This window comes from Gordonia zhenghanii, from assembly GCF_021738965.1.
GTDB lineage: Bacteria > Actinomycetota > Actinomycetes > Mycobacteriales > Mycobacteriaceae > Gordonia > Gordonia zhenghanii.
In genome coordinates this window covers 203,665-217,700 of record NZ_JAKKOQ010000012.1, presented here as the reverse complement: position 1 = coordinate 217,700, position 14,036 = coordinate 203,665, and the positions used below count along the sequence as shown (strand labels likewise).

13 protein-coding genes are annotated in these 14,036 nt (G+C 62.9%); 1 reads left to right on the top strand and 12 read right to left on the bottom strand.

Translation table 11 applies throughout. The features are described from left to right. The 11 genes from L5G32_RS13830 to L5G32_RS13780 all read right to left on the bottom strand — a co-directional run. A partial coding sequence (locus L5G32_RS13830; RefSeq protein WP_237011638.1) for an ABC transporter ATP-binding protein occupies positions 1 to 993 on the bottom strand: 993 nt, incomplete at its 3' end. A 28-nt stretch (positions 994 to 1,021) separates the two neighbouring features. Further along, positions 1,022 to 1,879: a hypothetical protein gene (locus tag L5G32_RS13825; protein ID WP_237011637.1), complete on the bottom strand. Its 858-nt coding sequence runs from the start codon at positions 1,877 to 1,879 to the stop codon at positions 1,022 to 1,024. Between the two features lie 121 nt (positions 1,880 to 2,000). After that, positions 2,001 to 2,960 carry an MlaD family protein gene (locus L5G32_RS13820; protein WP_237011636.1) on the bottom strand — a complete coding sequence of 320 codons (960 nt, stop codon included), beginning with the start codon at positions 2,958 to 2,960 and terminating at the stop codon, positions 2,001 to 2,003. Then, positions 2,957 to 3,955 (bottom strand): MlaD family protein, encoded by a 999-nt coding sequence (locus L5G32_RS13815; RefSeq protein ID WP_237011635.1) that lies wholly within the window; start codon positions 3,953 to 3,955, stop codon positions 2,957 to 2,959. The genes L5G32_RS13820 and L5G32_RS13815 overlap by 4 nt, the downstream gene beginning before the upstream one ends. Further along, positions 3,952 to 5,103 (bottom strand): MlaD family protein, encoded by a 1,152-nt coding sequence (locus L5G32_RS13810; RefSeq protein WP_237011634.1) that lies wholly within the window; start codon positions 5,101 to 5,103, stop codon positions 3,952 to 3,954. The genes L5G32_RS13815 and L5G32_RS13810 overlap by 4 nt, the downstream gene beginning before the upstream one ends. 1 nt (position 5,104) lies before the next feature. Continuing rightward, complete coding sequence (locus L5G32_RS13805; protein ID WP_237011633.1) at positions 5,105 to 6,112, bottom strand: MlaD family protein; 1,008 nt, start codon at positions 6,110 to 6,112, stop codon at positions 5,105 to 5,107. Then, positions 6,109 to 7,125 (bottom strand): MlaD family protein, encoded by a 1,017-nt coding sequence (locus tag L5G32_RS13800; protein WP_237011632.1) that lies wholly within the window; start codon positions 7,123 to 7,125, stop codon positions 6,109 to 6,111. Before L5G32_RS13800 ends, L5G32_RS13805 begins: the two co-directional genes overlap by 4 nt. Positions 7,126 to 7,127: 2 nt before the next feature. Beyond that, positions 7,128 to 8,258 (bottom strand): MlaD family protein, encoded by a 1,131-nt coding sequence (locus tag L5G32_RS13795; protein ID WP_237011631.1) that lies wholly within the window; start codon positions 8,256 to 8,258, stop codon positions 7,128 to 7,130. A gap of 1 nt (position 8,259) precedes the next feature. Continuing rightward, the gene (locus L5G32_RS13790; RefSeq protein WP_237011630.1) at positions 8,260 to 9,141 is read right to left on the bottom strand and encodes an MlaE family ABC transporter permease; all 882 of its coding nucleotides are present in this window, start codon (positions 9,139 to 9,141) and stop codon (positions 8,260 to 8,262) included. A 4-nt stretch (positions 9,142 to 9,145) separates the two neighbouring features. Then, on the bottom strand, positions 9,146 to 10,048 hold the full coding sequence (locus L5G32_RS13785; protein ID WP_372491697.1) for an ABC transporter permease: 903 nt from the start codon (positions 10,046 to 10,048) through the stop codon (positions 9,146 to 9,148). Between the two features lie 123 nt (positions 10,049 to 10,171). After that, on the bottom strand, positions 10,172 to 11,560 hold the full coding sequence (locus L5G32_RS13780) for an aldehyde dehydrogenase family protein (RefSeq protein ID WP_237011629.1): 1,389 nt from the start codon (positions 11,558 to 11,560) through the stop codon (positions 10,172 to 10,174). Between the two features lie 303 nt (positions 11,561 to 11,863). Between L5G32_RS13780 and L5G32_RS13775 the strand changes: the two genes are divergently transcribed. After that, entirely contained in the window at positions 11,864 to 12,676 is an 813-nt protein-coding gene (locus L5G32_RS13775; protein WP_237011628.1) for an enoyl-CoA hydratase/isomerase family protein, read from the top strand. 21 nt (positions 12,677 to 12,697) lie between these two features. On the opposite strand, the gene L5G32_RS13770 is transcribed toward L5G32_RS13775, so the two are convergent. After that, a complete protein-coding gene (locus L5G32_RS13770; RefSeq protein WP_237011627.1) occupies positions 12,698 to 14,011 on the bottom strand; it encodes a TetR/AcrR family transcriptional regulator in 1,314 nt (437 codons plus the stop codon). Between the last annotated feature and the right edge of the window lie 25 nt (positions 14,012 to 14,036).

The following is a 14,036-nucleotide window of genomic DNA, read 5'->3' as shown; positions in this document are numbered from 1 at the left end:
TGCTCTGGCGTCCTCGGCAGCGATGCTCGCTCGGATCGCCTCTTGCGCCCGCGGCGGCAACGTGGGCAGCATCGCTTCGACGTTCGCGCGGTGGCGGATCGCGGCCTTGCGGACCGGCATGCCCGGATTCGGCTGGACCTGCGGAATGATCTCCGAGAAATCGTCCTTGGTACCACCACCGGAGATACCCGCGGCCTGCATCGCGGCCTCCGCCGCAGCAGCGCCCTCGTCCTTCTCCTCCGACATGCCGATCGGACCGAAACGATCACCCGCGAGGAACTGCTTGACCACCGGCTGCTCCGAGGTCAGCAACTGCTCACGCGGACCGAACATGACCAGTTCCTTACGGAAGAGCATGCCGATGTTGTCCGGAATCGTTCGAGCGATATTGATGTTGTGCGTGACGACCATGATCGTCGCATCGATCTCGGCGTTGATGTCGATCAACAGCTGCGAGATGTACGCGGTACGGACCGGATCCAGACCCGAGTCCGGCTCGTCACACAAGATGATCTCGGGATCGAGAACCAACGCACGCGCCAGACCGGCACGCTTACGCATACCACCGGAGATCTCACCGGGCAGCTTGTCCTCAGCGCCCGTCAGACCCACCAACTCGACCTTGTCCAGGACGATCTTGCGGATCTCGTCTTCCTTCTTCTTCGTGTGCTCACGAAGCGGGAACGCGATGTTGTCGAACAGACTCATCGAACCGAACAGCGCACCGTCCTGGAACAACACGCCGAACAGCTTGCGGATCTCGTAGAGCTCCTTCGCCGAACACTGCGTGATGTCCGTGCCGTCCACGATCACCGAACCCTGCTCCGGGTGCAGCAGACCGATCAACGTCTTCAGGAACACCGATTTACCAGTACCCGACGGACCCAGCAACGCGCTGACCTCACCTTTGGGAAGCGTGAGACTGACGTCGCGCCAGATGTTCTGCGAGCCGAACGACTTGGTCAGATTCGCGACACTGACTTCTACACCCATGATCTATTCCTCTGCACTCGACATGCGGTCAGTTGCCCGGAGCCGCGGGCACGCCCGGCGCTTCCGGTGCGGCGGGCTGCGGGGCTTCGGGTGCACCCGGCTGCGGCGCTGCCGGAGCACCATCGGCCGGTGCGGCGCCGTCCGCGTCGAGGTTCGTGCCGTTGCTGGTGATCGCAGTGATCTTCCAGTCCTGGTCCTTGTCAATTGTCAGCTTGTACGTGGCCGTGGTCTCGATACCGCTGGCGGGGGTCTGCACGTTCTTCGTCGTGATGCCGACGAACGCGTCGACCTTGTAGGTGTCGCCCTCGACCGACGTGACCTTTGCGGAGATCGGCGACGACGTCGACGACCACTGCAGCGGACGAAGCAACTGCTCCATCTGGCCCGCGGCATTGCGCAGTCTCGTGCCCAACTCCGGGGTTGTGTTCGCGGTCAACCGCTTGAGCCAGCCCTGAGTGTCCTCATAGCTCATCTCGGCCGCGCCAGTCGAGTAGTCCAGAGCGACCTTCTCGGCGTGTGCCGTGTCAGCGTTCGCAGCTTTCATGTCGTTGAGCTCCGACGACTTGTCCACCACCATCCAGATCAACGCGGCCAGCACGACGACGACCGCCAGAGCCGCGAGACTGGACAAGAGCGACTTCATCGTGATCGTGCGATTGGCGAAAACACCGCCGACCCCGCGACGCCCCGGCTTGCCTTCCGCCGTCGCTTCCGACTTGGACGTCCGACCCGAATCACCGGCCGCATCGTCGAACCGCGCGCTCTTCTTCTCCGGCTCGAGCTTCTCAGCCTTCGAGACGTTCTCTTCCTTCGCGGCCTGCGGCGAGGCGATGTCCACCCGCTCTTCCGAGAGCTTGGCTGTGGTGGTGGATGTGGGACCACTCATGATGAATCTCCTAACAATAGGATTCGGGCTGTCGTCGGCTCCCTTGTGCTCTGGGCGCCGTCAGAGGTCGTCTCTGGATCTCGTCGTTCGTCCGCCTTATGCGGGGAACAACAGCAATCCGTTACCGCCCCCCTGAAGGAAACCGGACCGTCAAGCCGTCGCCACCATTCGTCGCGGCGATCAACGTGTCGAGCAATTTACCCGTATCGACGGTGCGCATCGCGGCTGCTCCCGCAGAGGTCACCGGCAACAGGTTCTCGCCGATGATCTGCAGCTCGCCCGAATTCCGGTCCAGGAACTCCTGAAGCATGGCGACCAGCGGAGTCGCACCCTCGTTGATGCCGGTGAACATCGGCCCCGACCAGTCGATCGCGTCCTTCACACCGTCTTCCAGATACGCGAACATCCTTCCGAAGTCGCGGATCTCCGGGGTGAGCCTGGCGATGTCGCCCGGAAGACGGGACGACTGCATCAGCAGCGGCTGCATGGTCGACAGCAGGGTCCGCAGCGAGTCCTCGTTCCGGAGGAACTCGTCGGTCAGGAGTTTGCCGACCCGGTTCAGGTCGCCCAACACCTCGATATCATCGGGCAGACCAGCGTTGAGCTGGTAGAAGACGTTCTTCACCTGTTTCGGGTCGACTTGAGTGAGCACCTCGGTGACCTGCTGCGACAGATCCTTGAAGGTGGACGCCTCCCGGACCCGCTCCCCGTCGATGCTCGCGTTGTCCTGCAGGTACGGACCGGACTCCGTCGTCGGCAGCACCGCTATATACGCTTCGCCCAGTGCCGAGAGGTTGTCCACACGATAGTTGCTCTCGACGGGGATCTTCCGGGAATCCTTGTAGTCCCAGGTCACCTTCGCCCCCTGAGCGGTCTGCGAGATCTCGGTGACGTGACCGATCTCGATCCCGCGCAACAGGACTCGTGACCCGACGAGAATTCCGTTCGTGTCCTGCACCGTGATGCTCGCGTACTTCGCCCCGATGGTCTTGATGTGCAGTCCCACATTGAAGATGTAGAGGACCGATAGGACCAGGATCGCCACCATCCCCAGGACGGAGAGTCGCGTCTTAGTGATCATCGAACTACTCCCAGGATGCGCAGGATCGAAGCGGAGTCCGCGAGGAGCTGCTTGTCGCTGCCCTTCGCCTTGACCGAACTCACAGCTACTCGAGGATTCTTCAAGAACGGTTTCAACGTGTCGTTGACGAAGTCGTTCGTGCTGGCGATCACGCCGTCGCCGGCAGGCCAGATCGGCGCCGCGTTCTCGGCCCCTTCGGCCATCGATGTGAGGAGCGGAACCAGGAAGAGACCGCCGGTGAACACCGACCCGACCGACGGGAGCAGGGTCGCGATGTGCCGGACCAATGAGTGCGCGACGGTGTGGAAGTAGTCGATGCCCTCGTCACCGAACACGTGCTCGATCTCCGTCGCGCTCTTCGGGAACGACTTCGCGACGCCGTTGAGGCCGTTGAGCAGTCCGTCGATCTCGTTGAGGTTGTCACCCAGGTCTTGCAAGTCTGTCGACACCGTGTCCGCGAGTCGTCGGACGTCCTTGACGTTCGGCAGCGTCTTGTTCAGGGTGACCATCGTGTCCTGAACCTTCTGAATGCTGCCGCCGTTCACGAAGTAGGCCAGCACCGCGATCGTGTCTTCGAGAGTCGGCGGCGACGTGGTTCGTGCCATCGGGATCACCGAACCGTCATGCAGATTCCCTTGATTGGTCGGATTCTTCGGCGGTGTGAATCCCAGGTAGGTGTCGCCCAACGGCGTGTTCTGGCGGATGATCGCCGTTGAGTCGGCCGGTACCGGACGGGACTCGGTGAGTCCGACGACCACGTCGACACCGTCCTTGGACTCGTTGAGCTCCTTGACTCGCCCGACCTGCAGACCGTTCATCATCACGTCTGCGCCGGTCGGGAGGTTCAACACGCTGGCGAACTTCAAGGTCACCTCGTAATCCGAGCTGACACCCGCCTTCACCGACGGCAGCCGGTTGGGGCTGAGCGAACAGCCGGACACCACCATGATCACTGCGAAGAGGGCGATGAGGACCGCCGTGTACTTAGTCTTCACTTCGCACCCGCCTTCAGCACCAGGTCGATCGGATTGACCGACGTCGTCTCGTTTGAGCCGCGCTTGCACGCCTTGCCCAAGGCCTTGCACTGATCGGCCGAGACCTTCACCGACGGCGCCTTATACGGCACCGACAGTGCTCCGGACGCCGCAGTCTGGTCTCGCAACGCGTCTCCGATCGCCGGCGACAGGCTACTCAGAGTCTTGTTCCATGTCGGTGCATTGCCTGCGATCGCTTCGACGACCGGTGTACCCACGTCGAGGACGATCTTCTCGAGCTCTGGTCCGTAGTTCTTCCACACGTCGTACATCAACGCGATGGTCCAACCGATGCCACGGCAGAATTTGGCCACATCGTAGAAGAGCTTGGCACCGATCTTGGACACTGATTCGCCCTGACTGGACAGCGACGTGATCTGGTCCCAATGCCTGAGCGCCTCTGCGGTCAGCGGAGCCATGTCTGCGATCGACGAGCCGATGTCGGCGGTGAAGGCGTCAGGGTCTCGCGCGGCCAGCGCGGCATTACGGAACATCGAGTTCGCCATGGCGCCGGTGCCTTCCAATGCGCGGTCGCTCCCATCGAGTGCGCGCTGCAGGTCGAGGCCACCGTCGTTCGAGAGTCCTTTGAGGAAGTCCGACGCCGATCCGGCGACCTCGCTGATCGACTTCGGCGTGTAGCTGTCGTCCATCGAGATGCAATGCCCGGGTTCAAGGGTCGGGCCTTTCTGGTAGTTGCCCACGAGTTCGAGGCCTCGGTCGGCGAGCAACGACTTAGAACGGGTGACGGCCTTCACGTCGGCCGGATAGGCTCGCCCGGAGTCCAAGGAGAAGGTGACGTTGACCTTGGGTCCCTGGGCACGAATCTCCTCCACCGTGCCCACTTTCATGCCCATCTGCGTCACCGGGTTGCCTTCGTAGAGTCCGATGGCGTCGGTGAAGTCGACGCAGAAGCCATCGCCTCCGTCCGCACCTTCCGTGGTGGCCGTTGCGGAACTGAACCCCACGCCGGTGACCGCGACGCCGACCGCGACCACCATGGTGACGGCCAGAGTTGCGAACAACCGTCTCCTGATCTTCGAATCGTGTACCGCCCGAGCATGATCGTCCGCGCCGCCTGCACCCTCTGCGACTTCGTTCGTTTGCGTCATGTCAGCATTCCTTCCCCGCGAGTGGGATGCAGAGGTTCTCGAGCATCAACTGGCCGTTGCTCATCTGCCGCAGACTGCCGGGCGTCAACGATGACTTCAGCTTGTCGCGCATGCCGATGAGGCCATTGATCGTGGGCACCAGTTCCGCCTCCATCGTTCGGATCTGACCCATGATCGAACGAATCTGCGGCTCGTAGGCCTGACTGTTGACCAGGTAGGTTCGGAACGTCGGTGCTGCCCGGTACAGAACAGTGGAGAACAGCTTGTAGGCGTAGTTGAAGCCGGCCGAGTTGACGTGATAGGTCGTCACGACCGAGTCGAGCTTCTTGACCAGTGAGAACACGAAGTCCTTGTTCGACTCGAAGGTGTTCAGATACCGCGACGCGAGTTCCGCCACCTGGTGGACTTGGTCTCGTTGCTTCGCGAACACGCCGGTCACCGAGTCGAGTCCGTCAACGATCGACCGGAGTGACGTGTCGTTCTTGCCGAGCGAGTCGGCGACCTGCTGGATGTTCGAATGCCAGGTAGGCGTCTCGACGTCGTCTGTCGTGTGCGGTGCCGCTTGAATGACGTCGCCGATCGAGTACGGCACTGTCACGCGCGACACCGGGATCGTCTCCGACAGTTCACTGCTGCCACGCGGGGTGAGGGTGATGGCGTACCCGCCGACGGGCGTCAACATGCGAACGTCGACTGTGGCCTGGTCGCCGACGAAGGTCGACTCGTCGATCCTGGCCTCGACCAGCACAGACTGTTGCTGCATGGTCACCTCGGAGACCTTGCCGACGACGATGCCCGCGACGCGAACGTCTTCGCCGGAGTGGATCGACGCGGCGTCGGTCACCTCGAACGTGATCGACTTCTTCCCGGGCGGATGCACGTACAGAATGAAGATTCCAGCGAGCACGAGCACGACCGTGACGATCACTCCCACGCCGAGCAGCTTGTGGTTGGTGTCCCGGTGTGGCTTCTTCTTGCGCGTCGGCCACAGCCTTCGGAGAGCGGTCATGGGTTGCACAGGGTCACCTGTCCCTCATTGAAGAAGTACTTGGCTTCGAGCGGGATCTCTGCAGTCCCGTTCGAGCACTTCGGATACGGCTCCTGGAATCCGTCAGTGCTCTTGAGCCCCTCCAACGCATTGGGCATGAGCTCGAACACTCCGAAGAGCTGGGTCGCATTCTTGAAGATCGTCTTGATGCGGTGTGGCATGTCCACGCCGTCCTGCACATTCAGCGCAGCGAGGAGCCGTTCAATGGGTTCGAACAGTGCCGGCCCGGCGGACGCGGTGACGGCGAACTCGTCCAGGACGGTGGTCGCTGCGGTGATCGGTAGATCGACCGCACGAAGGAAGGACATGACGTGCTCGTTCCGGCCGCCCATGACATCTGAGATCCGCGCCAGATTCGCTGTCAGCGTCGACAGGAGTTGCTGGCGGCTCTTCGCGTACTCCGTCAGCTTCTGCGTGCTGTCGAGCATCGGACCCAACCCGGTTCCGTCTCCCTGAAGCAGAGCGATCGCGTTCTGGCTGAACTCGTTGATGTCCTTTGTCTGCATAGTGGTCAGCACCGGTTGCAGACCGTTGAAGAGTTCGGTGATGTCGAACGATGGGACGGTCTTGGTCACCGGCACGTGGCTGATACGCGGTCCCGACTCGTCGTCGCCCCGCACGTCCACGTATCGCACACCGGTCAGGTTCTGGTATTTGATCGCCAGTTCCGTCTTGTCGGTGATCTTGTGATCGTCGTCGAGGGTGAACTCGACGTGCGCGAGCGGTTTGTCCGGTGAATCGCCCTCGGTCAGTTCGACCTTGGTCACCTTGCCGACTCGCTTGCCCTTGTACCGGACGTCGCCGTTCTCATGCAGCCCCGAGGCATCGGTGAAGTCCGCGGAGTACGAGTGGGTACTCTCCTGCACCGGATTGCGCATCGCGTTGATCACCAGGATGAACAGCAGCAGTGCGACCACTGCCACGACTGCCACCTTGGAGCCCGAGATCAGAGTCTGTACTCGTGGTGAGGCCACAGTCAGTTCTCCTTCTTCTTCGTCGGCCGATCACTCGGCCGGGAGTTCTTGTCGGGTTGCGACGTCGCGCCCGGTTTGACTCCCATCGCTGTCATGGTCTGTGAGAGGCCCGGCACCGAGTCGAGGAGAATCCGCAGCTGGAGCGTCTGCTTGCCCTTCGGCCCCTTGAAGCTCCGCTCCAGGCCTTCGACAGCCTTCTGGAGCTTCGTCATGTTCGACGCGTCGCCCATGACTCCCGGAACCTCGTCGGCCAAGTATTTGATCGACGTGACGACCGGTGTGAGTTCAGTCGCGTGCGATGCCAGCAGAGTGCCGATCGCACCGAACAGACCGTCGGACGCCACGGTCAGCGACCGGTTCATCAGGTCGTGGTAGGCCTTGTCGGCCCCGCGAGACCCGTCCGGCATCCGGTTGAACTGCGCGTTGGTGATCGCGTCCAATGCACCGAGGGCCTCGACGTTTGCGTTCGGGAACACCGCAGTGATGTCGTTCAACTTGCCGAGCAGGGTGCTGGGCAGCTGCTTCTGGGTGCGGGACACGTTGTCGCTGACGACGATCATCGTCTCGATCAGCGGCGAGAGACCGGATGCGTACTTAGTGACCTTGTTCAGGCTGCTGATGACGTCCCGGGTCAGGCTGCCGTCCACCACGATCGATCCGTGCTCGAGCATGGTCGACATCGTGAAATCAGGGGCGGAGTCACGCGCGATCGTCTCACCGTCACTGATCGATCCCCCGCCGGGCTTCGCGATCAGGTTGACGGCAGTCGTACCGAAGTAGTTCGCCGGCCGGAAGTCGACGTCGAACGTATCGGTCAGGGTCGCTGCGGCCGCTTCGTCGAGCGCGATGTCGACCTGGACCGAATAGGGGTCGGTGGAGTCGATCGACGTGACGACACCCACTTCGGCGCCGCGGAGCAATACCTTGCTCTTCTCCTTCAGGCCCGGGCCGCTGGCAGGCAACACCAGGTGCACCTCGGTGCCGGACGGTTCGGTCGCCTTCGGGTAGACGACCGCGGTCACGATGAGGGCCAGCACGATGACGATGATCGCTGTGGAGCCCGCAGTCACCAGGGTCCTGGTCTGATTTCCGACGCTTCCTCGGACGAAGTCTTGATGCATTGATTTGGCCATGTCAACCCCTAAACGGAAGCGGTGGATTGAGACCCCAGATGACCACGGTCATGAGGAAGTTCAGGACGACGATCGCCACGAGGGACGCTCGAATCGCACGTCCGGACGCCGCACCGACCCCGGCAGGACCGCCACTGGCGAAGTAACCGTAGTAGCAGTGGATCATCGTGACGATCGCACAGAAGATGAGGGCTTTCGCAATCGACGCCAGCAGGTCTTGCCAGGTCACGAACTGAGCGAAGTAGTGATCGTAGGTCCCCGCCGGTTGTTCGTGGAAGACCTTGACGATGAGTCCTCCCGTGATGAAGCTGACCACCAAGGCCATCACGTAGCTCGGAAGGACCACGAGCATGCCGCCGACGAGTCGGGTGCCGACGACGAACGGGATGGCGCGCAGGCCCATCGTCTCCGTCGCGTCGATCTCTTCAGAGATGCGCATGGCGCCGATCTCCGCCGTCATCCGACACCCCGCCTGGGCGGCGAATCCGATACCGGTGATGATCGGAGCCACCACGCGGATATTGCCGAATGATCCGATGATCCCGGTCAACGGACCGAAGCCCAACAGGTCGAACGCCATAAAGGCCATGATCGCCACCACGGCTCCGACTGCGATGCCGAGGAAGAACAGCAGACTGACCACGCCGCCGTCGACGATCACCGACCCGCTGCCCCATGCCATGTCGTTCATGGTCTTGAGGGTCTGCTTGCGGTACTGGCGGATCGTGGTCGGCAGCAGGACGATCGTCTTCCACACGAACACCGCGATCTGCCCGAGTTCGGCGATGGCGCCGGCGATCTTGCCTCTGATACCCCGACCGATCCGGACGAGGATTCCTCCGGGGGCCGCAACGCTATGAGCGCGCATCTCGTTCTGTGTCATGTCGTCACGCCAGCCTTGCCGGGAAGAACATCGTCTGCACCTGACTCACCGCGAGGTTCGTCATAAAGATGCAGAAGACGCTGAGCACCACCGAGGCGTTCACGGCGTTGGCGACGCCCTTCGGTCCGCCTTTCGCCTCGAGCCCTCGCAGGCTCGCGATCACGACGACGATGAAGGCGAACAACACTGCCTTGAACACCGAGAAGGCCAGATCGACCGGAGTCGCGAACGCACCGAACGACTGCCAGAAGCTGGCGGGCACCACGTTGTTCACGTTGGCGGAGATCGCCAGACCCGCACCCACGCCGGACGCGATGATCATCACGCAGAGGGCCGGCGCGATGGCGAGCATCGCGAGAAACCGGGGAACTATCAAACGTTGCACCGGATTGACGCCCATCACCCGCATGGCCTCGATCTCCTCACGAATCGACCGAGAACCGAGATCGGACGCGATCGCCGACGCGGCAGCACCACTCATCAGGAGCCCGGCGGCCATCGGCGCCCCTTGGCTCACAACTCCGAGGCCGCTCGCTGCGCCAGCGAGCGAGTTGGCTCCGACTTGGTCCATGACGCCGCCGACCTGCACGGAGACTTCGGCGCCGATCGGGACCGCCATCAACAGTGCAGGCAGTGCGGTGACCTTGAACAACTTCCATATCTGGTCGATCACCTCGCTGCCCGCGAGCTTCAGCGACAACGAATCGGTGACGGTGAAGCGCACCATCTCACCGGCCAGCCCCGCCGATCGGCCGATAGTGTCGATGCTCTGCGTGACCCGGCCGACGAAACCGGTGAGGAACTTGCCCACTCCCCTGATCAGAGCCTGTACTCGATCACGCATATGCACCCGACTTCGCGGGCTGCGCACGCCGTCAGGCTGGAGCGTCGTTGCGCTCATCGTCACCTCTCTCGTGGTTCCGAAACGTCGAACTCATTCGGAGACTTCTTCGGTCGTCAGGCGCCGGTGCACCCGCCGTTCTCACCGGCGACCACCAGGTCGACGGCGTTTCTTACTGATCGGGGCCGGTCAGCCCATCAATTTGCGGAGTACTCGGCGCATCGCCGACCCGTAGGGCGGATACGCGACGGAGACGTCCGGTCGAGTCGGCTTGCGCAGTACCGCCTTGTGGTGGCTGAACGTGTCGAAGCCGTGCTTGCCGTGGTAACGGCCGAGTCCTGAGTCGCCGACGCCGCCGAACGGCAGTTCCGGGACAAGAAGCTGATAGAGGAGATGATTCACGCCGACCACTCCGGACGAGGTCTGCCCGATGACCGTCTCTTCGACCCCGCGAGATTCGGTGAACAGGTACAGAGCGAGCGGTTTGGGTCGCTCGTTGATGAATTCGACGGCGTCCGCGATCGACGGGACGCTGATCAACGGCAGGATCGGACCGAAGATCTCCTCGGTCATGAGTTCGGAGTCGAGGTCCGGGTCGGTGACCAGAGCCGGCGCAATCGACAGCGCGCTCTCGTCTACGGCACCGCCGAAAGTCTCGCCGCCGTTGGTCTGCAGTAGGCCCGCGAGCCGGTCCAGATGGTGCCGATTGACGATGTGGGTCGTGTCGGCGGCTGCCTGCGCAGGCAGCTCTTCCAGAAGTCGCGACACTAGTCTCGGACGCACCGACTCCTCGACCAGGACGTAGTCGGGGGCGATGCACGTCTGCCCCGCATTGATCGACTTGGCCCACGCAATGCGCCGAGCAGCGACCTCGATGTCGGCGTCGGCCGCGACGATCACCGGGCTCTTTCCACCCAGTTCCAAGGTCACCGGGGTGAGGTACTTCGCGCTAGCCTCCATGACGGCCTTTCCGACCTTCGTGGAGCCGGTGAAGAAGGTGTGGTCGAAGCGGTGGGTCAGAAGCTCCCGGTTCGTCATGCCGTCGCCGAGCACCACCCGGACCGCATCCCCGTCGATGTAACGCGGGAGCTTCTCGGCGAGGACCCGTCCGGTCGCGTCGGCGAGGTCGGACGGCTTGACGACTGCGGTGTTGCCTGCTGCCAGCGCGCTGACGAGCGGCTGGAGAGTAAGCAGTAGCGGAAAGTTCCATGTTCCGAGGACGAGGACGACGCCTCGAGGCTCAGGCACCGTGAACGCCTTGCCGGGCGCGGTCGCCGCGCTGATCGGCACCGAGGTCGGCTGCATCCACGTGTTCAGCTTGGCGAGCGTGTGTCGGATCTCGTGGCGGACCGGCCCGACGTCTGCCATGAACGATGCCATCGCTCCGCGGCCGAGGTCGGATTCGATCGCTGTGACGATGTCGCCCTCACATTCGTCGATGAATCGGAGGAGGCCCTGCAACTGAGCCTGACGCCACGCGAACGAACGGGTGCGACCGTCCCGAAACGCCTGGCGGGCGATGCCGACCTCGTCACCGACGGACGATGTTCTTGCCGTTGCGATCTCGGTAACGCTCATCGGAAACTCCTGGGTCGAACGAAATTGGGCACAGGTCCTCCGAGACGATCGGTCTGCGTTCCGACGCCGTATCGGTGAACGGGCTGAGCATACATAGTGTTCAGACGTGATGTCAATCACTAGCGGTTATACTCAACGATCCACATCACCAATCAGCGCCATGTGATCCACAACACCAACGTGTGCCTACAGTAGATAGGTTTACATGAGACGTCAAGCGTTCTTTGTCAGCAGCCCTCAGTCGACACCCGTGAGCTAGTCGAACAACACGTACATACATTTTGTATGGACTATTGTCGAGGAATGCTCTCCGAATCGATCTCGCATACCGAGGTGCTCGAAGTCTCGCAGTCAGGAGCTGCTCGACACCTGACTCTGGACCGTCCCGAGGCTCTCAACACCTTCGATACGCAACTGCAGGAGGAACTCCGCACCGCGGTCGACGCCGCGGCTCGTGACGACTCCGTACGGTGCGTCGTACTGACCGGCCGCGGACGCGCGTTCTCGGCAGGCGCCGACCTCTCGTTGGACGACCTCAGACCCGACACGAGACTCGCGCCTCGGACCGAGGAAGAACTCCGGATGAGGTACAACCCGACCATCCGCACGCTGCGGACAATGGACAAACCAGTGGTCGCCGCTGTCAACGGATCCGCCATCGGTCTCGGCTGCGCATTGGCGATGGCCTGCGATCAAGTCGTCGCCGCGGAAGGCGCGTGGTTCTCGCTCGCGTTCGCCAAAGTCGGGCTCACGCTCGACGCAGGTGCCTCGCTCCTGATCGGGGCGCGGATCGGGATCGGAAGAGCCACCCGGATGGCGATGCTCGGGACCAAGGTCGACGCGACGACCGCCCAATTGTGGGGAATGGTCGACGAGGTCGTCCCAGACAACGGCCTGATCGAGCGAGCGAGCACACTCGCGGAGACGCTCGCCTCAGGTCCGACTGGCGCATTCGCTGCGACTAAACAGAGCTTGAACACTGCGCTTCTCGGCAGGCTCGATGCCACGTTCGAAGCCGAGGTCGCAGGCCAGAGCGCACTCGTCGACGCCGCGGACTTCAGGGAAGGCGTGGCGGCATTCGCCGAGCGCAGAGCTCCGACGTTCACTGGTCGATAGCCACGCGCACCCGGCCGGGGATCAGGAGCCGACTCGCTCCGCCCGCCGCCCGTAGATCGACGCGAACAGAACAGTGCCGACCATCCCGATCACCGCTTGGAGATCCTCGAGATGATCCTCCCTCGCGAGCGATCCGGCGACCGCTCGCTCGACCGCCCAGAGCAGTGTCGCCGCGAACTGCCGCGCGGGCGGGCCCTCTGGCGCCAGTCCTCGGGCACGGTCGGTCTCGATGACCGCTTCGAGTGTCGTCTCCATGGCAGTCATCGCAGTCAGGTACTCGTCCCGCAACTCGGGCAGGCGCGGCCATTCGTGCACGGCATTCCGGATGATCGGACCGGTGAAGCCTTCTAAGCTGAGCCACTGCACAACCAGTTCGCTCATTGCCTCCGGATCGGAGCGGTCGATGTCCACGAGGCCGCGCAGGCCCGCGACGACGTCGACCGCCGCATGCCGGAACAGCGCCACGAACGCATCTTCCTTACTTCGGAAGTAGAAGTAGAACGACGCGCGAGATGTCCCGGCCTTCGCCAGGACCTTCGCGACGCTGAGTTCCGCGAGTGTGCAGTCCACCAGTAGCTCGCGCATCGCCTTCAGAATCGCCTGAGGCGTCTCGGACTCGAGTTCGTCGTCGGCGGTGGTGGACGCGGGCAGGTCGACCGAGATCTGGCTCGCCGCCGGGTCCGCGTCGGCCGCGTCAGTCGCGACACGACCGCCGTAGATGGCCGCTTCGTTGAGTGCCCGTAGCGAGTCTGCGATGTCCTCCACTGCAGGCAACCGAGGATCCAGCCCCCTGGTACTCACGTAGAACGTCCGCTCGACGGCTCCGACGAGTAGGGACGCGACCATCTCGGCCGGCGCCCCGTCCGGCGCTCGACCGGCCTCCCGTTCGTACCGGATCTGCCCGGCGACGGTGTCGACGAAGCGCGCGAACGTCTTCTGCCACGCAGCACCGACTGCGGGTTGGCTGTGCATATGCTCGATGACGGCGCCGATCACCGCGCCGTGTTGAGACCACATCTCCAGAGTGCTCGCGAGCGACAGCCCCATCTGACGGGCACGATCGCGCCCCGGGGAACTCGACCACGGAGCCTCGCCACCGTACGACTGGTCGAAGATCCGTGCCACGAGTGCGACGAGGACGTCGTGTTTACTCGCGAAGTAGTGGTAGAAATTGGCACGGGAGAGTCCAGCGACAGGCAGTATCTGCGCGACAGTCAGATCCTGCAGCGACGTGTCCGCGAGAAGCCGCTCCGTCGCGTCGAAGACGGCCTGCTCAGCCGTCGTCGTACCGTCGAATTCACGTGGCCGACGCCGGGCAAAGGACCGCTGAGTCATTCGCCCGATCTTACACGATGTAAAG